The sequence below is a fragment of the Thalassospira sp. MCCC 1A01428 genome (assembly GCF_002115825.1).
GTDB lineage: Bacteria > Pseudomonadota > Alphaproteobacteria > Rhodospirillales > Thalassospiraceae > Thalassospira.
In genome coordinates this window covers 23,551-46,620 of the sequence record NZ_JFJZ01000016.1, presented here as the reverse complement: position 1 = coordinate 46,620, position 23,070 = coordinate 23,551, and the positions used below count along the sequence as shown (strand labels likewise).

General features: G+C 54.4%; 24 protein-coding genes and 1 tRNA gene. 11 read left to right on the top strand and 14 right to left on the bottom strand.

Annotated elements, in window-relative coordinates; all coding sequences use genetic code 11:
- The first annotated feature begins 56 nt into the window (after positions 1-56).
- Both THS27_RS13765 and THS27_RS13760 read left to right on the top strand, forming a co-directional pair.
- Entirely contained in the window at positions 57-311 is a 255-nt protein-coding gene (locus tag THS27_RS13765; RefSeq protein ID WP_085591797.1) for a type II toxin-antitoxin system Phd/YefM family antitoxin, read from the top strand.
- The gene (locus tag THS27_RS13760) at positions 311-760 is read left to right on the top strand and encodes a type II toxin-antitoxin system VapC family toxin (RefSeq protein ID WP_085591795.1); all 450 of its coding nucleotides are present in this window, start codon (positions 311-313) and stop codon (positions 758-760) included. The genes THS27_RS13765 and THS27_RS13760 overlap by 1 nt, the downstream gene beginning before the upstream one ends.
- Before the next feature lie 146 nt (positions 761-906).
- Here THS27_RS13760 and THS27_RS13755 read toward each other — a convergent pair whose 3' ends face one another.
- A complete protein-coding gene (locus THS27_RS13755; protein ID WP_085591793.1) occupies positions 907-1,557 on the bottom strand; it encodes a glutathione S-transferase family protein in 651 nt (216 codons plus the stop codon).
- Between the two features lie 102 nt (positions 1,558-1,659).
- Here THS27_RS13755 and miaA point away from each other — a divergent pair, with 102 nt between their 5' ends.
- The 4 genes from miaA to ilvC all read left to right on the top strand — a co-directional run bounded on the left by miaA (position 1,660) and on the right by ilvC (position 6,289).
- Positions 1,660-2,625: a tRNA (adenosine(37)-N6)-dimethylallyltransferase MiaA gene (miaA, locus tag THS27_RS13750; protein ID WP_085591791.1), complete on the top strand. Its 966-nt coding sequence runs from the start codon at positions 1,660-1,662 to the stop codon at positions 2,623-2,625.
- 152 nt (positions 2,626-2,777) lie between these two features.
- The gene (locus THS27_RS13745; RefSeq protein ID WP_085591789.1) at positions 2,778-4,541 is read left to right on the top strand and encodes an acetolactate synthase 3 large subunit; all 1,764 of its coding nucleotides are present in this window, start codon (positions 2,778-2,780) and stop codon (positions 4,539-4,541) included.
- Positions 4,542-4,649: 108 nt separating this feature from the next.
- On the top strand, positions 4,650-5,159 hold the full coding sequence (gene ilvN, locus THS27_RS13740; protein WP_371455627.1) for an acetolactate synthase small subunit: 510 nt from the start codon (positions 4,650-4,652) through the stop codon (positions 5,157-5,159).
- Between the two features lie 62 nt (positions 5,160-5,221).
- Positions 5,222-6,289, top strand: a complete 1,068-nt coding sequence (gene ilvC, locus THS27_RS13735; protein ID WP_256376800.1) for a ketol-acid reductoisomerase — start codon at positions 5,222-5,224, stop codon at positions 6,287-6,289.
- Positions 6,290-6,430: 141 nt separating this feature from the next.
- Here ilvC and THS27_RS13730 read toward each other — a convergent pair whose 3' ends face one another.
- On the bottom strand, positions 6,431-7,633 hold the full coding sequence (locus THS27_RS13730; RefSeq protein WP_085591785.1) for an MFS transporter: 1,203 nt from the start codon (positions 7,631-7,633) through the stop codon (positions 6,431-6,433).
- Positions 7,634-7,759: 126 nt separating this feature from the next.
- On the opposite strand from THS27_RS13730, the gene THS27_RS13725 reads away from it, so the two are divergent.
- The gene (locus THS27_RS13725; protein WP_085591783.1) at positions 7,760-8,662 is read left to right on the top strand and encodes a LysR family transcriptional regulator; all 903 of its coding nucleotides are present in this window, start codon (positions 7,760-7,762) and stop codon (positions 8,660-8,662) included.
- A 57-nt stretch (positions 8,663-8,719) separates the two neighbouring features.
- Here THS27_RS13725 and THS27_RS13720 read toward each other — a convergent pair whose 3' ends face one another.
- A complete protein-coding gene (locus tag THS27_RS13720) occupies positions 8,720-9,187 on the bottom strand; it encodes an ASCH domain-containing protein (protein WP_210402908.1) in 468 nt (155 codons plus the stop codon).
- Between the two features lie 133 nt (positions 9,188-9,320).
- Here THS27_RS13720 and THS27_RS13715 point away from each other — a divergent pair, with 133 nt between their 5' ends.
- The gene (locus THS27_RS13715; protein ID WP_085591782.1) at positions 9,321-10,229 is read left to right on the top strand and encodes a pseudouridine-5'-phosphate glycosidase; all 909 of its coding nucleotides are present in this window, start codon (positions 9,321-9,323) and stop codon (positions 10,227-10,229) included.
- Between the two features lie 115 nt (positions 10,230-10,344).
- Here the strand turns inward: THS27_RS13715 and THS27_RS13710 are convergent, their stop codons facing one another.
- Positions 10,345-10,989 (bottom strand): pyridoxamine 5'-phosphate oxidase family protein, encoded by a 645-nt coding sequence (locus THS27_RS13710; RefSeq protein WP_085591885.1) that lies wholly within the window; start codon positions 10,987-10,989, stop codon positions 10,345-10,347.
- Positions 10,990-11,119: 130 nt separating this feature from the next.
- Here THS27_RS13710 and THS27_RS13705 point away from each other — a divergent pair, with 130 nt between their 5' ends.
- Positions 11,120-12,724 (top strand): PLP-dependent aminotransferase family protein, encoded by a 1,605-nt coding sequence (locus THS27_RS13705; protein WP_085591780.1) that lies wholly within the window; start codon positions 11,120-11,122, stop codon positions 12,722-12,724.
- Positions 12,725-12,825: 101 nt separating this feature from the next.
- Positions 12,826-14,334 (top strand): deoxyribodipyrimidine photo-lyase, encoded by a 1,509-nt coding sequence (locus THS27_RS13700; protein WP_085591778.1) that lies wholly within the window; start codon positions 12,826-12,828, stop codon positions 14,332-14,334.
- A 108-nt stretch (positions 14,335-14,442) separates the two neighbouring features.
- Here the strand turns inward: THS27_RS13700 and THS27_RS13695 are convergent, their stop codons facing one another.
- From THS27_RS13695 to infA, 6 genes are all read right to left on the bottom strand, one after another.
- A complete protein-coding gene (locus tag THS27_RS13695) occupies positions 14,443-15,999 on the bottom strand; it encodes a CYTH and CHAD domain-containing protein (RefSeq protein ID WP_085591776.1) in 1,557 nt (518 codons plus the stop codon).
- Positions 16,000-16,456: 457 nt separating this feature from the next.
- A tRNA-Phe gene (locus THS27_RS13690) sits at positions 16,457-16,532 on the bottom strand.
- A gap of 104 nt (positions 16,533-16,636) precedes the next feature.
- Positions 16,637-16,855 (bottom strand): DNA gyrase inhibitor YacG, encoded by a 219-nt coding sequence (locus THS27_RS13685; protein WP_246832960.1) that lies wholly within the window; start codon positions 16,853-16,855, stop codon positions 16,637-16,639.
- 3 nt (positions 16,856-16,858) lie between these two features.
- On the bottom strand, positions 16,859-18,280 hold the full coding sequence (locus THS27_RS13680; RefSeq protein WP_085591774.1) for a ribonuclease E/G: 1,422 nt from the start codon (positions 18,278-18,280) through the stop codon (positions 16,859-16,861).
- On the bottom strand, positions 18,281-18,877 hold the full coding sequence (locus THS27_RS13675) for a nucleoside triphosphate pyrophosphatase (protein ID WP_085591772.1): 597 nt from the start codon (positions 18,875-18,877) through the stop codon (positions 18,281-18,283). It lies immediately after the preceding gene.
- 270 nt (positions 18,878-19,147) lie between these two features.
- Positions 19,148-19,366 (bottom strand): translation initiation factor IF-1, encoded by a 219-nt coding sequence (gene infA, locus THS27_RS13670; RefSeq protein WP_073955974.1) that lies wholly within the window; start codon positions 19,364-19,366, stop codon positions 19,148-19,150.
- Between the two features lie 200 nt (positions 19,367-19,566).
- Between infA and THS27_RS13665 the strand changes: the two genes are divergently transcribed.
- Positions 19,567-20,088, top strand: coding sequence for a GNAT family N-acetyltransferase (locus tag THS27_RS13665; RefSeq protein ID WP_085591770.1), 522 nt, complete (start codon positions 19,567-19,569; stop codon positions 20,086-20,088).
- A gap of 22 nt (positions 20,089-20,110) precedes the next feature.
- Here the strand turns inward: THS27_RS13665 and THS27_RS13660 are convergent, their stop codons facing one another.
- From THS27_RS13660 to hisG, 4 genes are read right to left on the bottom strand one after another with little or no spacing between them, the layout of a single operon-like run.
- Complete coding sequence (locus tag THS27_RS13660) at positions 20,111-20,557, bottom strand: low molecular weight phosphatase family protein (RefSeq protein WP_085591768.1); 447 nt, start codon at positions 20,555-20,557, stop codon at positions 20,111-20,113.
- Positions 20,558-20,563: 6 nt separating this feature from the next.
- Entirely contained in the window at positions 20,564-21,049 is a 486-nt protein-coding gene (locus tag THS27_RS13655; protein WP_085591881.1) for a UPF0262 family protein, read from the bottom strand.
- A gap of 51 nt (positions 21,050-21,100) precedes the next feature.
- Positions 21,101-22,396 (bottom strand): histidinol dehydrogenase, encoded by a 1,296-nt coding sequence (gene hisD / locus THS27_RS13650; protein WP_085591766.1) that lies wholly within the window; start codon positions 22,394-22,396, stop codon positions 21,101-21,103.
- Positions 22,386-23,048: an ATP phosphoribosyltransferase gene (hisG, locus tag THS27_RS13645; RefSeq protein ID WP_085591764.1), complete on the bottom strand. Its 663-nt coding sequence runs from the start codon at positions 23,046-23,048 to the stop codon at positions 22,386-22,388. The genes hisD and hisG overlap by 11 nt, the downstream gene beginning before the upstream one ends.
- Positions 23,049-23,070: the final 22 nt, after the last annotated feature.

Here is a 23,070-nt window from a genome sequence, read left to right as displayed (position 1 = left end):
AAGACACCTGCTATTTTGACGTTCGTTTTGCAGCCACGAATAACAGAAAGCCCATCATGGAGATCAGCACATTCACCGCCCGCGAGTTTAACCAGGATACCAGCAAAGCCAAAAAGGCCAGCCATAAAGGACCGGTTTTCATCACAGACCGGGGCAAACCCGCTCATGTTTTGCTGTCGATTGAGCAATACCAGAAAATCCTGGGCCTTGCGCCGTCGATTGTCGACCTGCTGGCAATGCCGGAAACCGTCGAAATCGATCTGAACCCCCAACGCATAGAAAATATGTCCGACCTGACGGATTTTAAATAATGTATCTGCTTGATAGTGACGTTATCGTTGAACTGCGTAAGGCAGGCAGCGAAAAAGCCAACGAAAATGTTGTCAAATGGGCCAATTCTGTGCCCACGGCAGGAACATTTCTGTCGGCTATTACCATTCTGGAACTTGAAATTGCCATTCTGGAATTTGAATGGGAAGACGAGGACCGCGGGCCGCTCATGCGCAAGTGGCTGGATGACCACGTAATTCCCGCCTTTGATGGGCGTGTGCTCCCCATCAACGAAAAAGTCGCCCGCAAATGCGCCCAGTTTCACAGCCGCGCGCCCCATTCCGAAGGGGCAACCCTTCTTGCTGCAACTGCCCTTGTGCATGGCCTGACCGTGGTTACCCGCAACACCGACGAATTCAAACCAACAGGTGTCACCATTTGCAACCCGTGGGATGCCCCGGAAGAAGCCCCGTGCAACCCCGAAGGTTAGAACATTTCGGGCCTTTTTGGCCGAAACCGGCAGGTAGTGGTGTGCCTGCCTGCTAACTTCCTTTCACGCATAGCGCCAACAACGGGATAACGCCCCATCCATCGCAAAACATAAAAAGGCGGCAAACAGAATTGGCTAAACAAAAATCATGCCCTCAGGGCGTTAGGTAAGCCCGGGTCTGTTTCACTTAATAACGGGTTTTCTCGCATCACCTGCCACCATGCCGCCAACCTTGGAAATGTGGCAATCATCGCCTGGCCTTCAGAAGCGGCGGTAAAATAGGCAATCATTGCCCCTAAATGCAAATCGGCCAGGCTTAAACCGCCCCCGATCAGAAATTCCCCACCACTGGCAATATCCTCAAGCGCATGACAAACCTGACGAGAGGTTGCCAATCCCGCCTCAAATTCCGCATTATCGGGTGTCCCGCCCTCGGCCACTCTGAACACTCCCTGTGAAAAGACCTGCCGCACCATAGGCCAATAGCCATAATTATCCGTGATTGCGATGATCTGATTCATCCGTGCGCGGTCACGCGGGGCTTTGGCGCATAATGTTACCTTGCCTGAAACATCATCCAGATATCGGCAAATCGCCGCGGTTTCGTATAAAACAAAACCATCCTCCTCGATCACCTGCACCCGGCCAAACGGATGCAGGCCGCACCGGGCGTGATCGGATGTCTCGGTAAACGGATCAATTTCAACATAGCGATACGCAATCGACCTGGCGGCCAAGACCATTCTTACAATCCGCGTATAAACGCTATATTGATAACCGTGCAAAGTGATGAACATCTTGTGGCTCCGGTTGTAACTGCCCTCGGCCAAAGATCATAACATACGCCGCGTTACCCCGATGATGATTTGCCGATCTGACACCAAACGAAAGACGTTACCTTGACCCTGCCAGCACCATCCCCCAGCCAACCTGTCGTTATTGTTGCCGGCCCTACGGCCAGTGGCAAATCAGCCTTGGCGCTGGATCTGGCGCGGGAATTTGACGGTGTTATCATTAATGCCGACAGCATGCAGGTTTACCGCGAACTTCGCGTGCTAAGTGCCCGACCGGATGACGACGAGTTATCACGCGCGCCCCACCGTCTCTATGGCGTGCTGTCAGGGCGCGAGGCGTGTTCGGCAGGCAAATGGCGCGAAATGGCCCTGGCCGAAATTGCCGCCTGTCATGCCAACGGGCAGTTGCCCATCGTCACTGGCGGAACCGGCATGTATTTAAACGCCCTGACCAACGGCATTGCCCCTATCCCCGATATTGATAAATCAATCCGCGAAACCGTCACCGCCGAACTGGCCGAGCTGGGCCACGAGGCGTTTTTTGCCCGCTTGCAAAAAGACGACCCCGCAACGGCCGCAACGCTGGATTCTGCCAATACACAGCGGCTGATTCGCGCAGCCGAGGTTTTACGCGCCACCGGACACGGTTTGGCGCACTGGCACGGCGCTGCAATGCTGCCTCCACCAAATGGCATGGCTTTTCTGAAGTTCTGTTACATGCCGCCCCGCGACATTTTATATGACCGCTGCAACAGGCGTTTTGACCTGATGATCGAACAGGGCGCGATAGACGAGGTTAAATTTCTGATTGAACAAAAGCTGCCGCCCGAATCCCCGGTAATGAAGGCCGTTGGCGTGCGCGAGCTTGCATCCTGCCTGGCCGGGACGCTCTCGCTGGACGAGGCAAAGGCCCTGGCACAACGCGAAACCCGCCGTTATGCCAAACGCCAGTTAACGTGGTTTCGCCATCAAATGACTGACCGCGAGACCATCGACACGCAATATTCGGAAAGTCTGGAAGGCAAATTGCGTAATCTTGTTCACCAATTTCTGTTGACCGCGCCAAAGTGAGGCGATAGGTTGGCCTTTCCGCCGGTGAAATGGCGGAAAACCGCCGTTTCGGCGGCTTTTTCAACCCCAATCACAGGGTAGATCGATCATGTTTCAATCACGCGGTTATCACGCGACACGTTGTTGTCGCTAAACAAGAGGCTCGGAAAATCATGGCAGAACGTATTATGAATGGTTCGGAAGTAGTGTTGCAGGCCCTGACAGACCAGGGTGTGGAAGTCGTATTCGGCTATCCCGGCGGCGCCGTCCTTCCGCTATATGACGAAATATTCAAACAGAATCACATTCGTCACGTTCTTGTCCGCCATGAACAGGCTGCCGTCCACGCTGCCGAAGGCTATGCGCGCTCCACCGGCAAGGTTGGCTGCGTACTGGTCACCAGCGGCCCGGGTGCGACGAACGCCGTTACCGGCCTGACCGACGCGTTACTGGACTCGATCCCGATCATCTGCCTGACCGGCCAGGTGCCGACCCACCTGATCGGCAACGACGCCTTTCAGGAAGCTGACACCACCGGCATCACCCGCCCTTGCACCAAGCACAACTATCTGGTCAAGGAAAGCAGCAAGCTGGCCCGCACCATGCACGAGGCCTTTCATGTTGCCACCCATGGTCGCCCCGGCCCGGTCGTGATCGACCTGCCCAAGGATATTCTGGTTTCGCCAGCCCCGTATATTGACCCATCCCAGGTTCAGCATCGCACCTATAACCCGCCGGTGAAGGGGGATCGGTCCGAGATCGAAAAGGCAGTTGAAATTCTGGCCTCGGCGAAAAAGCCGGTTCTGTATTGCGGCGGTGGTGTTATCAATTCCGGCCCGCAAGCCTGCAAATTGCTGGCAGAATTTACCCGTCTGACCGGCGCACCGATTACCCTGACCCTGATGGGGCTGGGTGCCTATCCGGCATCGGATAAACAATATCTGGGCATGTTGGGCATGCACGGAACCTATGAAGCCAACCTGGCGATGCATGATTGTGATGTCATGGTTGCCATTGGTGCACGCTTTGACGACCGTGTGACCGGCAATATCGATTTCTTCTCGCCCGGCTCAACCAAAATCCAGATCGATATTGATCCCAGCTCGATCAATAAAAACGTTGCTGTTGATGTGGGCATTGTGGGCGATGTCGGCCATGTCATTGAAGACATGATGAAAATCTGGAAAGCCAAACAATACAGCATTAACCAGGCTGCATTGGATTCCTGGTGGAGCGAAATTGAAGGCTGGCGCGAAAAACGTTGCCTGTCTTATGTTCAGCCTGCCGATATTATCAAGCCACAGCATGTTATTCGCCGTATGCATGCGCTGACACGCGATCGCAAAACCTTCATCACCACCGATGTCGGCCAGCATCAAATGTGGGCCGCCCAGCATTTCGGGTTTGAACACCCCAATGAATGGATGACATCGGGTGGTCTTGGCACCATGGGTTATGGCCTTCCGGCTGCCATGGGCGTTCAGGTTGCCCATCCCGATGCGACGGTCATTTGCTTTAGCGGCGATGCCTCGATCATGATGAACATTCAGGAATGCGCGACGCTGACCCAGTATCGCCTGCCGGTAAAAACCATCATTCTGAATAACCGCTATATGGGCATGGTTCGCCAGTGGCAGCAATTGCTGCACGGATCGCGCTATTCCGAAAGCTATAGCGAAACCCTGCCCGACTTTGTCAAACTTGCCGATGCCTTTGGCTTTACCGGCCTGACCTGCAAGGACCCGGCCGATCTGGATGCCACCTTGCAGAAAATGCTCGATATTGACGGCCCGGTGATTGTCGACATTGCGGTGGATGACAAGGAAAACTGTTTCCCGATGATCCCGTCTGGCAAGCCGCACAATGAAATGTTGCTAGGCCATGAAACAAGTGGCGACCAGGCCATTGATTCCGATGAAGGGATGGTACTGGTCTGACCGGCCTGCTTTGTAAAAAGCACAGCCGGAACACCGATATTTTCATTATGACAGGTGGGGCTGGTTGCGATGGTTCATCGCCCGCCCCGACCGCAGCGGAGCAAGACCGTGAAAGAAACCGAAATTTCAAAACACACCATTTCTGTTCTGGTGGACAACGAAGCGGGCGTTCTGGCCCGCGTTATTGGCCTGTTTTCGGGCCGTGGCTATAACATCGAAAGCCTGACCGTGGCCGAAGTTGACGCCGGTTCGCGCCTGTCGCGCATTACCGTTGTCACCTCGGGCACCCCCATGGTGATCGAACAAATCAAGGCCCAGCTCGGGCGTCTGGTTCCGATCCACAAGGTCAGTGATCTGACCTTGGCCGGCCCCAGCGTTGAACGCGAGCTGGCATTGGTCAAGGTCATTGCGACCGGTGAAAAACGTGTTGAATCCCTGCGCATTGCCGATATTTTCAAGGCGCGTGCGGTCGATGCAACCAACACTTCCTTTATTTTCGAAATCATCGGCAGCCCTGAAAAGATTGATGCCTTCAATAAATTGATGGAACCGCTTGGCCTTTCGGAAATTTCCCGTACCGGTGTTGCCGCCATTTCGCGCGGCACCCTGATGATGTGAATTTGTCCCTCCCGGCATGGGTCGGGCGGCAAAAACATTTCAACCCTTTTAATCCAGCGGCCCTGCAAAATGATAAAAAAGCAGGGCCCCACGTCCAGAGGTATCGAAAGATGCGTGTTTATTACGACCGCGATGCAGATGTTAACCTGATCAAAACCAAAAAAGTTGCCATCATTGGTTACGGCTCACAGGGCCATGCCCATGCCCTTAACCTGCATGATTCCGGCGTTGCCGAAGTTGCAGTTGGCCTGCGTGAAGGGTCTTCTTCGCGTAAGAAAGCCGAAAAAGCAGGCCTGAAAACCATGACCCCGGCCGAAGCCGCCGCATGGGCCGATGTCGTCATGATCCTGACGCCGGACGAAAACCAGGCGGCCATTTATGCCAACGAACTGCGCGATAACCTTAAAGAAGGTGCCGCGCTGATGTTTGCACACGGCCTGAACGTTCATTTCGGCCTGATCGAAGCCCGTGCTGACCTTGATGTCATGATGGTTGCACCGAAAGGCCCGGGCCACACGGTTCGTTCCGAATATGCGCGTGGCGGCGGGGTTCCTTGCCTTGTTGCTGTCGAACAGAACGCATCGGGCAATGCCCTTGAACTGGCCCTGTCCTATGCCTCTGCTATTGGTGGCGGTCGTTCCGGCGTTATCGAAACCACCTTCCGCGAAGAATGCGAAACCGACCTGTTCGGCGAACAGGCTGTTCTGTGTGGCGGCCTGACCCAGCTGATCAAATACGGCTTTGAAACCCTGACCGAAGCTGGCTATGCGCCGGAAATGGCCTATTTCGAATGCCTGCACGAAGTGAAGCTGATTGTTGATCTGATGTATGAAGGCGGCATGGCCAACATGCGTTATTCGATCTCGAACACTGCTGAATATGGTGACTATGTTACCGGCCCGCGCGTGATCGATGCTTCGGTTAAAGAACGCATGAAAGATGTCCTCAAAGACATCCAGGAAGGCAAATTCGTACGTGACTTCGTTCAGGAAATGCATTGCGGCCAGCCGATGTTCAAGGCAACCCGCCGTCTGAACGCCGAACACGAAATCGAAGAAGTTGGCACCAAACTGCGCGCCATGATGCCGTGGATCGCTGCCAACCAGCTGGTTGACAAAGAAAAGAACTAATCTTTTCGATTTGAATTAAAAATGGCCGCCCATTTTGCAACGGGCGGCCATTTTTTTATAACTACGCGCTGCAATGTGCGCGGGCGTTTAGTGGGTTTTGCACCCACCATACATACAAAAATGGCCGCAGATATGGGGCTGTTAATGCAAGCCGGGTGCATGACGCATCCGCTTCAAAGGCATGCGAAATTCCGTCACGGCCCAAAACAGGAACGAAACCAGCGATACGGCAGCGCCGATCATGCAAACGCCGCTCCACCCTGCGATACCATAAAATGTTGCCGACAAAGCCGAACCAGCCGCCCCGCCCAGAAAATAGCAGGACATATAACCGGTGGTCAGGCGGCTTCGGGCATCGGGGTTCAGGCGGTAAATTTCGCTTTGATTGGAAATATGCGCGCCCTGCACACCAAGATCGAGAAACACGACCCCCAAGCCAAATGCAATGATTGACCATTGCCCGGAATATAACAGCCACCAGCTTAGTGTCGTCATCAGGATAAAGCCGCCAGTCCCCAACCGGGCCCAGCCCCGGTCAGCCAGCCTTCCGGCAAATTTTGCAGTCAACGCGCCAACGGCCCCTAACAGGCCGAACATGCCAATCACGCCTTCGCTGTAATGAAAGTTTTTGGCCAGCATAAAGGCCATCGACGTCCATAAAATGCCAAAGACGGCATATTGCATCCCGCCCAGAAAACCGCGCCGACGCAATACCGGTTCATCGCGAAACAGATGCAGGATCGAGACATAAAGCTGGCGATAGGTGGTATGGGACGTTGGCGCGATATGGGGCAAAAAGCGATAACAGGCGAGGGAAAACATCGCCATCAAAATGGCCGCAACCATATAAACCGCGCGCCAGCCGCCCCATTCGGCCACCAGCCCGGCAAATGTCCGTGCCAGTAAAATGCCAATCAAAAGGCCACTCATAACTGTGCTGACTGTGGCCCCCCGTTTGGCCGGGGTGGCAAGGTGGGCGGCCAACGGCACCAGAATTTGCGCCGTCACACTGGTCAGCCCCACCACAACCGCCACTGAAAGCAGGATGCCAAAGCTTTGTGCAAAAGCCATTCCCATCAGCCCGGCGGCGGTAAGGGCGGTTGTTAAAGTCAGCAGTTTGCGGCGTTCGTGATGGTCCCCAAGGGGGACGATGCAAATCAGCCCGGCGAGATAACCCAGTTGCGATACCGTCACAATCAACCCGGCCTGGGTGGAAGACAGGGCGAATTCCTGTGACAAAAGGTCAAGAAGGGGCTGGACATAATAGTTGCTGGCAACAGAAAGCCCACTGCCAACAGCCATTAATGCGATCAGTCCCGGGGTGAGTTCGGGTTTGCGCGACATATTCGGATGCCTGAAAAGTTTAATTGATCGTGATAACGATAGGGCTTTGGCACTTGCGGAACAATCGGGCAGGATGCACAGTATCTTTGCAATAACTGCAAAGAAAATAGTAAAAATGCCCCTGCCATGAATGATGAAATTAGTGATCTTCGACTTTTTTGCAAAATTGTCGATGCTGGCAACCTGTCCGAGGCAGCCCGCCAGTGCGACAGTTCCCCCGCCACCATGAGCCGACGCCTTTCAGCCATGGAAAAGCGCTTGTCCATCAGGCTGTTTCAACGGTCATCACGGCGGTTTTCGCTGACGGATGAAGGCATTTTATATTACGAACGCGCCCAGAATATATTGGCACAGCTTGATGCGGCCGAGGCGGAAATTACCGCCAAAACGGTAAAGCCCAGCGGCCTGTTACGCATTAGCGCGCCGATGCAGATCGGTCGCACCCTGATCACACCGATCATTGCAAAATTCAGTGCGCTTTACCCCGATATCGATATTCGCTTTACCCTGTCGGATGACCAGCCCGTTGTGAATGACGCCAATATTGATGTTTCCATTCGTATCGGCCTGCCCGAAGCCCCCGACATTGTTGTGCGCCAGTTAATCACCAGCCGCCGTGCCGTGTGCGCCACGCCGGAATATCTGGCAAAAAATGGCACACCCCAAACCCCGGAAGATTTGCTGACTCACCACTGCATTTGCCTGATGCGCAAGAACCGCAAGTTTGACCGCTGGGTATTTCAGGAAAATGGTAAAAAGCGCCACATACAGGTGAAGGGCCAACTGGCAACCAGCAGCGGCGAGGTTTTGCATGCCCTGATCCGGGCCGGGCGTGGCATTGGCCTGAAAGCCATGTGGGACATTGCCGATGACATTCAAACCGGGGCCCTGGTTGAATGTCTGGGCGATTATGCCTGCGATGACATTGCCCTTTACGCAACCTTTGAAAAACACCCGTTTTTGCCGCCACGCATTCGTCACTTTCTGGACGTTTTGAGCAGCGAATTACAACACACACCCGCAATGTAAGTCACACGCCGCAATACGAACCGGCCAACAATGACATGATGCCGACAAACTGGTCTATCAGCCCAAATCCTCGATCAGACGAAAGCGTTCCCATACGATTTGCATGTCCGGGGAAAAACCGCCATTACGCTCAAAATAGGCGCTGTGCCCCACCCGCCATTCTTCAAGGCTGTCATCCTCGCCTTCGGCCAGGGCCATTTCTTCGCTTATCTCGTCAAATCGGCACTGAATGATTTCAACGGTTTCAATGACAAGAGCGGGCGTATCATCCCAGTTAAGGGCAATATCCCGGCGGCCAACTTCCGGCATGGCCTCGCCGTTCTGATAATCGCGTAATGCCCCGCAGGTCGCGACTTTTTTCCCCGCACGCACCAGTCCAACAAGAGACGCACACAAACCGGCACTATCGCCAAATTTAAAAGTCGCAGCCGTCGGATAACGCTGTTTCAGGCATTTCAAGGCCTCGGACATAACGGCCATTCCCCTTTCTTCGACCCAGTGATTGGTCAGAACGCTTTTCGGCACAAAACGACCGCCAACCTGATTACAGGCTGCCCTACCTTACATCAAGCCACCTATCCGGAATTATAGCTGGCAAATGCAGAGCTCTTTATCTAATCCTGAACCTTAAAACTTTAACCGTGATATGAGCATGAGAATGTCCGAATTTATTGATCTTGCCCCCGAAGTTGCCGAAGCCTTTGCCAGCGGCGCGCCGGTCGTTGCCCTGGAATCAACGATCATTTCGCATGGCATGCCCTATCCGCAAAACCTGGAAACCGCACAGGCCGTTGAACAGGATGTGCGCGATAACGGTGCCATTCCGGCCACCATCGCCGTTATTGGCGGGCGCTGCAAAATCGGGCTTTCCCCGGCTGAGCTGGAATATTTCGCCAAAGGCAGCGATATTTTAAAATTGTCGCGTCGCGATATTCCCTATGCCATTGCCAAAAAATGCGACGGGGCAACCACGGTTTCCGCCACCATGATTTTGGCAGAAAAAGCCGGAATCAAGGTTTTCGCCACTGGCGGCATTGGCGGCGTTCACCGCGAACTTGCCACCAGCTTTGACATTTCGGCCGATTTGACCGAATTGGGCAAAACCAGCGTGGCCGTTGTGTGCGCAGGGGCCAAAGCGATTTTGGACATTCCCATGACGCTGGAACATCTTGAAACGCTGGGCGTGCCGGTTATTGCCTATGGCACCGATGAATTTCCGGCGTTTTACACGGTCAAAAGCGGGCAAAAAGCGCCCTTGCGCCTTGATACACCGGGCGAAATTGCCGCATTCCTGGCATCGAAATGGGAATTTGGCCTTGAAGGCGGCGTTGTGATTGGCAACCCGCCACCTGCCGACAAGGCCCTGGCACTTGAAGCCATTGAACATGCCATTGACTCGGCCCTGGTCGAAGCCAAGGGGCTGAACATTCACGGGCGTGATGTAACCCCGTTTTTGTTACAACGGGTAACGCAGCATACCAAAGGCAAAAGCCTGGAAGCCAACATTGCGCTGGTGCGCAACAATGCCCGGCTGGGCGCGCAAATTGCTGTTGCAATGGCGAAATAACGCCACCGCGACAAATCACAAATGCAAAAAATGCGGGCCACACGGGTCCGCATTTTTTTATGAAAATGGCGCAGGGCCAGCCGGTTGAGAGCAACCCTGCGCCAGTTCGCAGCTTCTAGGCAGGGGTGGCATCGCCTAAAATGCTGCGGTCAAGCCGGCTATCATCTATCGGCGCATCCCAAACAGTGCGACAGGGCAAAACCCCGGCCCAAACCGGCAAGGCATAATCTTCTTCGTCATCAACAGGGTCGCCCGCACGAATTTTCGCCGAAACTGCTTCCATGTCGAATTCCAGGAACATGGTCGCCTTTAGTTCCTGCGGGTTCGGATGGCGAATTTGCTCCCAGCGCCCCTTGGCCAGTTTTTCAATAAACAGGGCGGCCTGTTCCATTTTCGACGCCGGATCCTCAATGACACGTGCTTTGCCATACATCACCACCGAACGATAATTGGCCGTATGATGCATGGCGGCACGGGCCATTACCAACCCATCAAGATGGGCGATGCAAATGCAGGCCTCCGCCCCGTTGGCAAGCGCGGTCAATATGCGATTTTTTGACGACCCGTGAATATAAAACTGTTCGCCCACCCGCCAGTGTGCGGTGGGGATCATTACCGGGCGCCCATCCAGCACCGTGCTGACATGGCAAATGATTGCTTCATCAATAATGCGGTGCACCGCTTCACGATCATAGCTGGCGCGCTTGGCACCCCGAACCACTTTGGTATGAGGCTGAGTATCATAATTGGTCGCGCTCATTGCTCTCTCCCTGGCTGTCACGGGCCCACCGATATAAATTGCTTTGCCCGCATCATCGCCAAAATTGGACTTTTCATAAGAACCGATATAAGAAAATTGATAGAACCAATTTTGCAAAGCACAGCCCGGCATGAGCACCGTTTTCTCCTGGATATTCGCAAGCCGCCCTGATGAGGCCAGCCAACCGGCATATCGGCGGCTTTACCTGGGCATTCGCGCGGCCATTTTGGACGGCCGATTAAAACCGGGCGAAAAACTGCCTGCCACCCGCGACCTGGCGCAACAATTGCGCATGTCCCGCAATACCGTGGTCAATGCATTTGATTTGCTGATGTCGGAAGGCTATCTGGAAGGTCGTGTGGGCGCGGGCAGCTTTGTTGCCGCCAGCCTGCCTGACCGGTTATTTAATATGGGTGAAACGGTTACCCCACCCCGCACCGACGCAGCCGCCCATGCAAACCCGTTAAACACCCAAATTCCGGCCATCAGCCCGGCGGCAACCGGCACAACCGCCCCCCACCCCGAACACGGTAATAGCAAGGCCCCGCCACGGCCGCTTCGGATCAGCAAAAGTGCCCTGCGCAGCCTTGCTTACAACCGTCATCACCCGCATTTTCCCACATCAAGGCCATTTAACCCCGCCACCCCTGATTTATCGGCGTTTCCGTTTGATATATGGGCGCGGTTATTACGCCGGACGTGGCGCCTGCCCAAACAGGCCCTGTCCACCCCGACGGACAGCATGGGACTGCACGGATTGCGCAGCGAAATCGCGGCTTGGTTGCGGCAGTCACGCGGGGTGAATTGCGATGCCAGCCGCATCATGATTGTATCGGGCGCCCAACAGGCGCTTGATCTTATCGGGCGCGCCCTGATTGACCCGGGCGATGTGGTTGCCCTTGAAGACCCCGGATATGAAGGCATACGCGGGGTACTGGCCGCCAATGGTGCGGTTATTCACCCCATTGCCGTAGATCAGGAAGGCTTGCAGGTTAGCGCGCTGACAGCCGAAACAACCGCCCCCGTCCGCATGGTTGTCACCACGCCATCCCGCAACTACCCGATGGGCACCACATTGTCGCTGGCACGGCGATTATCGCTGCTACAATGGGCGCGCGATGTTGATGGCTGGATCATCGAGGATGATTACGACAGCGAATATCGTTATGACGGCCCGCCTTTGTCATCCCTGCAAGGGTTGGACCGGGATAACCGTGTGATTTATGTTGGCACGTTTTCACGGGTTCTGTTTCCGGGCATTCGACTGGGCTATCTGGTATTACCCCCCGATCTGGTGCCGGTTTTTCGTGGTTTGCGCGGCTTTGCCGACGGTGTTCCGGCCCCCACAGCCCAGGCAGCCCTGGCCGCATTTTTCACCGATGGCCATTTTGGAAGCCACGTTCGCAAAATGCGCCAGCTATACGGGGAAAGACGCCTGCATCTTTTATCGTTGATCACAACCCGGGCCCCTGACCTGCTTGATGTTGTGCCAACCGATGGCGGATTGCACGTTTGCGCCCGCCTGGTTAATGGCAAAGCAGACCAAACCTATGAACAGGCCCTGCTTGCCAGGCAAATCGACTGCCGGTTTTTATCGTCCTATTTCCATAACAGGGCAGCCCCTGTTAACGATCCTGCACGTCAGGGGCTGATACTGGGATTTGCCGGGTGGGAGAAAAAACTGCTGGACGAAAGTTTTCGTGATCTGGTTACGATTTTACGCCGTAAATCTTAATGTACCCCGAGCCAGAGCACGAGCGCGTCATATACTTCCCCTGGTATTGATAAAGTGACGCGCTCTGCTCGCCTTTGGACCCGCGATAACAAGAGGCCCGGATGCCCCGCCCCCCGATTGCCATTATGTGGTTTCGCAATGATTTGCGGTTAACCGACAATCCCGCCTTAGATGCTGCCATAACATGGGCCAAAGAGAACGATGGCGTTGTTCTGCCCGTTTATATTCTTGATAACGTTATGGAAAACCAGCTAGGTGGTGCGACACGCTGGTGGCTGGAAAAAAGCCTGACCGACCTTGAAATGGCCATCGCCACGCTAGGCGATCAGCCTGCGCCACAAACGCCGGGTAAAATCCTGCATCTGTTTCGCCAAAATGCAAAACAGACCCTTTCAAAACTATGCCACGACCACGATATCGCGGCGATATTCTGGAATCGCTGCTATGACCCGCAATCGGTCAAACGCGATACTGCCCTTAAAAACCATTGTCGCGATACGTTAAACCTGCTGTGCGACAGTTTTAACAGCCACTTGCTGTTTGAGCCCTGGGAAGTCAAAACCGGCGCGGGCACATCGTTTAAGGTGTTTTCCCCCTTCTGGCGGGCCTGCCTGAAAATGCCGCCACCCCGGCAGCCCAAACCGGCCCCCCAAAACATGCCGTTATCGGGCATCACGCCAGATGACGCGATGGCGCTGAGTGACCTGGACCTGTCGCCCGTACCGGTGAATTGGGCAGGCGGACTGGCCGAGCGATTTACCCCTGGTGAAAAATCCGCCCGCCAGAAATTACATGACTTTATCGACGATCGTCTGGTTGATTATGCTGACCTGCGCGACCGGCCCGATCATTTGGTGACATCCGAACTTTCTCCGCATTTACGTTTTGGTGAAATCAGCCCGCGCGAAATATGGCACGCGCTAACCCACCATGCCGAAGCCGAGCCCGGGCACGGCAAAACTGCATCAAAATTTTTATCCGAACTGGGCTGGCGCGAATTTGCCCATCATGTGCTGTTTCATGCCGATGATTTGCGCCACACCCCCCTGCAGGCGCAATTTGCCCACTTCCCGTGGCGTGACGACAAAGCCGACCTGAAGGCATGGCAACGCGGGCAAACCGGTTACCCGATTGTGGATGCCGGCATGCGCGAACTTTGGCATACCGGCTATATGCATAACCGGGTCCGCATGATTGTCGGGTCGTTGCTGGTCAAACATTTGTTGCAACACTGGCACCATGGGCTGGAATGGTTTGATGACACCCTGGTCGATGCCTGCCCGGCGGCGGACCCGTTTTCATGGCAATGGATTGGCGGTAGCGGGGCAGATGCAGCACCGTATTTTCGCATTTTCAACCCGGTTTTACAGGGTGAAAAATTTGATTCAAACGGCGATTATGTGCGCAGGTGGGTGCCGGAACTTCGCGAATTGCCAAACACCCACATCCATAAACCGTGGGAGGCCCCTGCCCTTATCCTACACGGGGCGGGTGTTAAACTGGGGCACACATACCCCGAACCGATTGTCGATTTAAAAGGGGGGCGCGACCGCGCTATGAATGCCTATCGCGACATGAAAGCCGCCAGCACCGGGGACGATACGCATTAAAGGGAAAGTGCTTTGGCCCCTACCCGGCCTGTCTCGATCTGACAGGACCGGGATGAATTGCCGGTTTGGCGGAACCAGACACCGCAAACAGCGAAAATCAGCGGTTCTTTAACGCCAAAACGGCTTTTGTTTATCAAAGGCTTTCCACGCGGCGGCTATTCCCTGCAACCGGTAATCGGCCCGCGCGCCATACCAGCCCGCAATTCGCCCGACGCCGATCAAACCTGCGGCATCAAGGTCGGGTTGCAGTACCGATAGTCTGGCTTCGGCAACGGCAGCATCATTTAACTGACCCAGAATATCCTGCAATTCGGCCAGGCTGCTGCGAAATTTTTTAACCGATTTACCGCCATAGATTTCATAGAAAAAATCACAGGCATAACGCATCTGTTTTACATCCAGCCGCCAGGCATGCAGGCCGGTGATGCTAAGTTCGGTCAAATTATCGCCGCGACGGGCCATGCGCTTGCGCGCTTTTTCCAAAAGCGGTGCGGCCAGTTCGCCAATCGGGGCGGACATGGCCCGCATTTGCGCCGCACTGGCCCCCGATGCCCAGCGCGAATAGCTCGACCATGCACCAAGCAGCAAACAAAGTTGCTGATAATCTGACGATTCCAGCATTGCAATTGCAGCCTTGAAGGCCAGCGCACGCTGCCCTTCGGCGGCTTTGCGCAATTCGGCATTCGGGCCGTGTTCGGTTTTGTCAGGAAACCGCAGCTCAATGGTCGGCAGGGTTTCATCCAAAAACACATCCCAGTCGCGCAAGGCATCCAGCCCCTTGGCGCAGGATTTTAACAGGCGGCGAATTAAAACAGCTTCGCCCGCCGGCAGGTTATGGCGAAACAGGCTAAAGGCAACACGCAACCTGCGCATTCCGACGCGCATCTGATGGCACCCTTCGGGGTGCAGGTCTTTGCGCACACAGACTTCGTTGCCCAAAATCATGGTTACACCCTGGGCAATCACCGCGCGAAAGGCTTCTTCCGCACTCATATCGGCCTGCAAACCAACCGGATCGGCACGATAAAATGTTGGCTGTTCATCAAAATAAAGCGACCGACCGCGTGATGCCTTGGAACGCAAACTTAAATACAGCGGCACGGTGCGCTGCAATTCCAGCGCCAGGTCAAACAGGGTGGCAGGGTGGCCTTCCTTTAATTCCAGTTCAACTTCGGAAATCGGGGATTCGCGGTTTCCGGCACGCACCACACCCTGGTCAATTGCCAGTTCCATCACCGCATCCCGATACCCCAGATCAACGCTGGTGCGCGCAAGATCGGTTTCAAAAATGCGTTCGATTTTCTTGCTTTTAACCATCTTGTCGAGCAAGGCGAGAACGTCCTGATCGCTGAATTTTGACAGATCAAGTTCACCGTTTTCAAGTTCGACCGTCCATTCCTGTCGCTCTGGCAGGGCGGCGCGCAGTCCGTTGGATGCCTTAACCGTCTGCTCCCATCCGGTGGCACCTTTTTTTCGCACCCGAATCGCAAGCCCTTTGCGTGACAGCGATAATTTCGGCGTATCGTAATAGATCGACACCAGTTGCGTTGTCGATAAACGCCGCCCTTCTTTTACTTCGCGCAGAACCGGCGCTTGTTTAAGACGATTCACATGCTTCGGATCGATCCGCATCTTTAGCTCGATCTCGATCTGTTTCTCCGCCATGCCGGATCCTTCTAATGCAACCTGTTTCTGATCAAGCGTCTAACGCCGCATCACACGGTTCGCTCAAACAGCTATTCTATCGTGAAACATATTTCAGCAATTTGAAATGATATCGCTCAAACATGCATCAATTCTTTGTAATATTCCTGTAAAAATCAGGGTAAATCGCGGAAATGCAAGCATTTTTACGCCAAAACACCGGTATGTGAAGCACGATGTTCATCTGAATATCGAACCCGGCCAAGTCATGTTCATACAGTCACGACTCCGGTCTGTTTCGCACATTTTCTACCCTGTTTTACGCAGGATAAAAAACAGGCCGGGCTATGACAAATCCCGAATGGCGGATTCTTGCAAACAGATGCATCGTTGCAAAAGAATAAAGTATTGTGGAAATTGCCCCTGAAAAAAGGCACAAAAAAACCCGGCCAAAGCCGGGTTTTTTTTGATCTTCAAGTGGTGCCCGGAGGCGGATTCGAACCACCGACACGCGGATTTTCAGTCCACTGCTCTACCAACTGAGCTATCCGGGCAACCTTGAAGCGTTTCCGTTTCCGGAAGCGTTCCCTGCGGAACGAGCGGGGTTATACAAGCTGGCTTTCACCTTGTCCAGCCTGTTTTCGCATTTTTTTTAAACTTAAAATTCGTCTTCATCTTCAAGGTCTTCAAGATACTCTGGCGGCTCGGTCGCGGGGACGGCATAGCTGGCGTTCAGCCATTTGCCCAAATCCAGATCCGCACAGCGTTTTGAACAGAACGGTTTGTATTTTTCCACCACCGGGGCGCCACACATCGCACATTCCGTAATCTTCGATTGCGCCTTGCTGGTTCCCGAAGCCGTCATTTTACCTGCCATACCCTAAACCCTTTCAATCACATATTGATCCAGTGCCAGATCGGCATCTGCCACCCGTTGCGGCAACACACCAAACAGGTCGGTTAAAATACGCTGGCAATTTTCCTGTTCGTTAAACATCCGGGCGATAACCGGATGCAGGCGCAAGCAACATTGCCCCATCGGCTGATGGCGCAAGGCACCTGCAATGCCACGCAAAACGGTGTTTTTGGCTGCGTCGTGCCCGGGCACACCCCATTGGGTTAACGAACCACCTTTATCAAACATCAGCGATGCCAAATCGGCCCCGCTGCGCTGGCGCGTCAGCTCATATAAACCTAACCGGGTGAAACCGCCCATTTGCACCGCACCATCCATTTCGGCGCCAAACCGGGTTCGCAAGGCTGCTTCAAACGCATCACGGGCGGCCCGGCCCGGCATGCGGATCGGGTCGATCACCACCAAACCGCCAATATTGCGTAAAATCACCTGATCAACAATTTCAGATGCCGCAGCCAGATTAACATCCAGATTGCGCCGGTCGGCATTTGCCCCGGTTCCGGTTTGCGCGCCGCCTGCATTAACATCGATGGCGCAAAGTGCTGTTGTTTGTTCAATTGCAATCCAGCCACCGCTAGGCAAGTCCACCCGCACCCCCAGCGCCTCGTCCAGCGCCTTTTCAACGCCTTGATGGGTAAACAGCAATGAATTGCCCTTATGTGCGCTCAGTGCCGCATCATCGGCCCCATGTGCGCGCAAAAGACCCCGCAGCCGGATATATTCAGCCATACCATCCACGATACATGGCACACCGGCCATGACATGGCGTTCAATCACCTGATCAACATCGGACAAGGCCCGAAAAACCTGCCGGGGTTTTTCGGCATTTTTATGCGCCGCCACCGCCTGTTTCCAGACCGATTTAAGCCGGGCAAATTCACCACGCAAGGCATCATCGCTCCAATCGGCGGCAGAACTGCGCAAGGTCAGGCTTTCGCCCTGTTGGGTCAGCGATTTTAAAAAACCCGCCAAATGGTCACGTCGTGCCGGGTCATTTATCTTGCGGGGAATATCAATAACATGGCCGGCGGGGCGAAAAATCATCGCCATGCCTTCAATGGCAATACGCCCGGTCAGTTTGGGGCCTTTGTCGTCAAATCCCAGGCGCGAGACCTGCACAACAACCCATTGCCCTTCATGCAAAGGGCCGTCTATCCGGTCAAGGGGCAACAATCCATCGTCGCCCCCCTCCAATACCACCATTGCAGCGGCCATTTCGGGCATAACGCGCGAAACCCGGCCAATATGAATATCAAACCGGCGCGGTCCGCCCCGATCCAGCCAAATACGCCTTACACGGTCATCGGCAACCAGGGCAACCCGGCGCTCATCGGCCACCGCATCAATCAGTAACAGCCTGTCGCGCCAGTTTGCCTGATCGGGCATTTATTCTGCCTCCGGGTAATATCCCAAACCACGTAGTAATGCATCGGCATCATACAGCGACAAACCAACCACGTTGCTATACGACCCGGAAACATGGCGAATAAAAACCGCTGCCTGCCCCTGGATGGCATAGGCACCGGCTTTTCCCTGCCATTCGTCCCCGGCAAGATAACGATTGATGTCGCCTTCGTTCAGGCCGCGAAAAATAACCTGTGTTTCCACCACACGTGATCGCAAGGTGCCATCAGGGGCGATCACACAAATGCCGCCATGCACCCGGTGACGCCGCCCTGACAACATACGCAAAAACTTGCGCGCCTCGGCGGCATCTTCGGGTTTGCCTAGGGCGCGCTGCCCGCAGGCCACCACGGTGTCAGCTGCCAAAACAAACGCCCCCTCGTGATTTTCCGCCACGGCACGGGCTTTTTCCTCGGCCAGGCGCAGGGCAAGGCGGCGCGGGCTTTCATCACGCTGCGGTGTTTCATCGATATCGGCAGGCGAAATCGCATCGGGTGTAATGCCGATCTGGGTCAGCAATTCAACACGCCTGGGCGATGCCGAGGCCAGAACAAGTTTGGATGAAACAGTCGTGGACAAAGGATGGCTCTCCGTTTGCAAAATGCGGTGCAAAGTCGAACCATAGCAGGACAAACGCCCCGATAAAACCGGCCCGGTTGCCCTTTGCCGTAAACAAAATGCGATTTAATAAAAAGGGCTATAAACAGACAAATGCCGCCAGATCAAAGATCATGCGGCATTGCGTCGGTTCGCGCAGGATAAAGACTGTTCCAGTTTTAACGGGGTGTTTGACACACCCCTAGCCGCCCTGTGAACAAGGCGGCAACAAACCGGAACTTCTGCTGCGGATTATTTAAAGCGGAAAGTGATCCGACCTTTGGTCAAATCATACGGCGTCATTTCAACGCTGACGCGATCGCCAGCCAGAACGCGAATACGGTTTTTCCGCATCTTGCCCGAAGTATGAGCGAGAATTTCGTGGTCATTGTCCAGCTTCACGCGGAACATCGCGTTGGGCAAAAGTTCTGTGACTGTGCCCTGAAACTCGATAACGTCTTCTTTAGCCATGTGACTCCTAAACTTTCGTGCTGCAACACCAACGACCGGTTGGCGCAAACTGCGCTGTTCACGCGAAAAGGTCAAGCCCTTTCGCATGTCGCACAGTGCGCCCCGGCAATGCGGTACGTGCATGTTTCGTTTAATATAGGTAACATCCCTGCACAGGGCCACCCCCGCCTGCGTTATTTATGCCAAAAGATGGATGTTTGATGAAAACGGTTCTAACCCCCGATCAATTCCCCAAAATTCGCCCCGCCACCGCCAAGGATGCCGGGCACATGCACGCCATGCTTAGGGAAATTGCCCGGGTCACCGACAGCCTGGATAAATTTACCAGCACAAAAGAAGACATCATCCGCGACGGATTTGGCAACATCCCCGCTTTTCATGCCCTGATTGGCGAAACAGATGCCGGAATGCCACTGGCGATGTGCCTGTATTTCGACAGTTATTCAACTTTTCGCGGCAAGGCCGGCATTTATATTCAGGATTTATATGTGGATTCGTCCCTGCGCGGCGGCGGATTTGCCCGTTACCTGTTTGCCCATGTCGCCGCCCACGCCCGGCAAAACAATCGGCATTACATTCGCCTGTCGGTGGATGCCGAAAACATGACCGGGCAAAAATTCTATCGTAAAATTGGAATGAAAAGTGCCGTCAATGAGCGCATTTTTGTTCTGGATGGCGATGCCCTGAGCAACCTTGCCAGCGAGGCCGAGATTCTGGAGTAAATATCCAGATAATCGGCAGGTCTTAAACCTTGGGCGGCGGAGCCAGCGGAAAACGTTCAAGAATGCGTTTTTTAAGCTGATCGCGCACCTGACGATAGGCTTCCAGCCGGTTTTCGCGCGATCCTTCGATCAAGGTGGCATCGAAGGTATTCCAGAACTCGACATCGCACGCCATGGTACGGGTCATCTCCATCGCCCGGTGCTGGGCTTCGGGCGACAGGGTGACAATCAAATCAAAAAAGCCGTCTTCAAGTTCGTCAAAGGTTTTGGGCTTGTAGTTTGAAATATCAAGGCCGATTTCATCCATGACGGCCACGGCAAAACCATCAAGGTCGCCCGCCCGCAACCCGCAACATTCAACATAAACCCGGTTACCGTGAAAATGCCGCATCAATGTTGCTGCCATAATGGAGCGAACGGCATTGTAACTGCAAGAAAACAGCACGGCACCGGGAATATCCTGCGCCACCTGCCCTTACCCCCGAATATGCAAAACACAAATCAGGGTAAACAGCCGCCGGGCTGTGTTTTCGTCCATCACAACCTTTTCCGACAGCACATCACGCAATTGTTCCGACCCCTCATTATGCAAGCCACGCCGTGCCATATCGATGGTTTCAATTTGCGCCGCCGACGCCTTTTTGATTGCATCATAATAGCTTTCGCAAATCATGAAGTAATCCTTCACGATGCGACGAAACGGCGTGAGCGGCAAAACAATGGTTGTCAGGTTTTCGCTGTCGTTGTCGCCGCGCACATCCATATAGATGCGGTTATCCTCGATGCGCATATGCACAGAATAGGGACCGGTAAAATCACCCGCCGGGGCAAAGTGATTTTCTTCCAGCAAATCATAAATCGCAACCGCCTGCTCGTGTTCCACTTCCGGGCGGCGGCGTATGGTATATTTCTGGTCAAGATATATACCGGCGATACACTGATTGTTTTCGGTGCGTGCCATCATCTTTTCCCCTATCCCCGGTGGGTGCATGTCATGCTGTGGTGCACAACCTTACATGCGGTTGGAGCGGATCGCTACTGAAAGTCCATGCGCATGCAAACCTTCGCTTTCGGCCAGGGCAATTGCCGCCGGGCCAATTTTAGCCAGGCTTTCGGGTGTGCATTTGATCAGGGATGACCGTTTGATAAAATCCAGTACCCCAAGCCCCGATGAAAACCGTGCCGAACGCGCCGTTGGCAACACATGGTTCGGCCCGGCAACATAGTCGCCAATGGCTTCAGGGGTATATCGGCCAAGGAAAATTGCCCCGGCATGGTGAATTTTATCGGCCAGCGCATCAGGGTCGTCGACCGCAAGTTCAAGGTGCTCGGGTGCCAAACGGTCAACCAGAGCCGGGGCCTGGTCAAGTTTTTCCACCACAATAATCGCCCCGAAATCGCGCCAGCTTGCCCCGGCAATTTCCGCACGCGGCAAGGTTTCCAGATGAACATCAATGGCTTTTTGCACCGCTTCGGCAAAATCGGCATCATCCGTAATCAGAATCGACTGTGCCACCGGGTCATGTTCCGCCTGCGACAGCAAATCGGCTGCCACCCACGACGGGTCATTGCTGCCATCCGCCACCACCAGAATTTCCGACGGTCCGGCAATCATATCAATGCCGACCTGGCCGAAAACCCGGCGTTTTGCCGCCGCAACAAAGGCATTTCCGGGACCAACAATTTTATCAACCGGGCGAATGGTTTGCGTACCATAAGCCAGCGCTGCCACTGCCTGCGCCCCGCCAATGCGGTAAATTTCATCAACCCCGGCAATGCGGGCGGCAGCCAAAACCAGCGGATTCATTTTATTATCCGGTGTTGGCACCACCATTACCAGCCGTTCCACCCCGGCAACCTTGGCCGGAATCGCATTCATCAAAACCGATGACGGATAGGACGCCAACCCGCCAGGCACATAAAGCCCCGCCGCACTAACAGGACGCCAGCGCCAGCCCAGTTCAACACCGGTTTCGTCAGTATAGCGTTCATCTGCCGGCAATTGCCGGTCATGATAGGCGCGAATACGCGCGGCAGCCGTTTTTAACGACTCCAGCAACGCCGGTTCAATGTCGGATAATGCCAGATCGACTTCTTCCGGCGTTACCGCCATGCCTTGCGCATCAATCGATAAACGGTCAAAGCGATTGGTATATTCCACGACCGCATCGTCGCCACGTTTGCGCACATCGGCAATGATATCGGCAACGGCAGCGTCAACATCGGCATCCGATTCGCGCTTCATCCCCAGAAGTTTGACAAACTCTTCTTCAAACCCGGCATCGGTAATCGACAGCTTAATTGGCATTGCGCACCTCGGAAAAACGGTCGATCAGGGGCTGAATTTCAGTCGGGCGGGTTTTAAGGGCAGCCCGGTTTACAATCAAACGCGATGAAATATCAGCGATATGTTCAATTTCACGCAAGCCATTGGCCACCAGCGTATTGCCGGTCGATACCAGGTCAACAATACGGCGGCACAGGCCCAGGGTCGGGGCAAGTTCCATCGCCCCGTTCAGCTTAATACATTCAGCCTGCACACCGCGCGCGGCAAAATGATTACGCGTAACATTGGGGTATTTGGTGGCCACCCGCACATGCGACCAGCGCGACGGATCATCCCCCTCGATCATATCTTCGGGTTCAGCCACGGCCAGGCGGCAATAGCCAATGCCAAGATCCAGCGGGGCGTAAATTTCGGAATAATCAAATTCCATCAGCACATCGTTGCCGCACACCCCGATATGGGCCGCGCCAAAGGCAACAAAGGTTGCCACATCAAAGCTGCGCACCCGAATAATATCAATATTTGGATGGTTGGTGGTAAAGCGCAACGCACGCGATTTGGAATCATCAAAGGCTGCTTCAGGCTCGATGCCCGCCGCCCGCACCAGGGGCATTACCTCGTCCAGAATGCGTCCCTTGGGCAGGGCCAGCACCAGCTTTGCGTCGTCAGTCATTGATCAGTCGCCTTGCGCTTTG

Excerpts from the sequence above, each read along its gene's own strand:
- THS27_RS13765 (WP_085591797.1), top strand. The coding sequence starts at position 57 with ATGGAGATCAGCACATTCACCGCCCGCGAGTTTAACCAGGATACCAGC.
- THS27_RS13760 (WP_085591795.1), top strand. The coding sequence starts at position 311 with ATGTATCTGCTTGATAGTGACGTTATCGTTGAACTGCGTAAGGCAGGC.
- THS27_RS13755 (WP_085591793.1), bottom strand. The coding sequence starts at position 1,557 with ATGTTCATCACTTTGCACGGTTATCAATATAGCGTTTATACGCGGATT.
- THS27_RS13745 (WP_085591789.1), top strand. The coding sequence starts at position 2,778 with ATGGCAGAACGTATTATGAATGGTTCGGAAGTAGTGTTGCAGGCCCTG.
- THS27_RS13730 (WP_085591785.1), bottom strand. The coding sequence starts at position 7,633 with ATGTCGCGCAAACCCGAACTCACCCCGGGACTGATCGCATTAATGGCT.
- THS27_RS13725 (WP_085591783.1), top strand. The coding sequence starts at position 7,760 with ATGAATGATGAAATTAGTGATCTTCGACTTTTTTGCAAAATTGTCGAT.
- THS27_RS13715 (WP_085591782.1), top strand. The coding sequence starts at position 9,321 with ATGTCCGAATTTATTGATCTTGCCCCCGAAGTTGCCGAAGCCTTTGCC.
- THS27_RS13710 (WP_085591885.1), bottom strand. The coding sequence starts at position 10,989 with ATGAGCGCGACCAATTATGATACTCAGCCTCATACCAAAGTGGTTCGG.
- THS27_RS13705 (WP_085591780.1), top strand. The coding sequence starts at position 11,120 with ATGAGCACCGTTTTCTCCTGGATATTCGCAAGCCGCCCTGATGAGGCC.
- THS27_RS13700 (WP_085591778.1), top strand. The coding sequence starts at position 12,826 with ATGCCCCGCCCCCCGATTGCCATTATGTGGTTTCGCAATGATTTGCGG.
- THS27_RS13695 (WP_085591776.1), bottom strand. The coding sequence starts at position 15,999 with ATGGCGGAGAAACAGATCGAGATCGAGCTAAAGATGCGGATCGATCCG.
- THS27_RS13685 (WP_246832960.1), bottom strand. The coding sequence starts at position 16,855 with ATGGCAGGTAAAATGACGGCTTCGGGAACCAGCAAGGCGCAATCGAAG.
- THS27_RS13680 (WP_085591774.1), bottom strand. The coding sequence starts at position 18,280 with ATGCCCGATCAGGCAAACTGGCGCGACAGGCTGTTACTGATTGATGCG.
- infA (WP_073955974.1), bottom strand. The coding sequence starts at position 19,366 with ATGGCTAAAGAAGACGTTATCGAGTTTCAGGGCACAGTCACAGAACTT.
- THS27_RS13665 (WP_085591770.1), top strand. The coding sequence starts at position 19,567 with ATGAAAACGGTTCTAACCCCCGATCAATTCCCCAAAATTCGCCCCGCC.
- THS27_RS13655 (WP_085591881.1), bottom strand. The coding sequence starts at position 21,049 with ATGGCACGCACCGAAAACAATCAGTGTATCGCCGGTATATATCTTGAC.
- hisD (WP_085591766.1), bottom strand. The coding sequence starts at position 22,396 with ATGCCAATTAAGCTGTCGATTACCGATGCCGGGTTTGAAGAAGAGTTT.
- hisG (WP_085591764.1), bottom strand. The coding sequence starts at position 23,048 with ATGACTGACGACGCAAAGCTGGTGCTGGCCCTGCCCAAGGGACGCATT.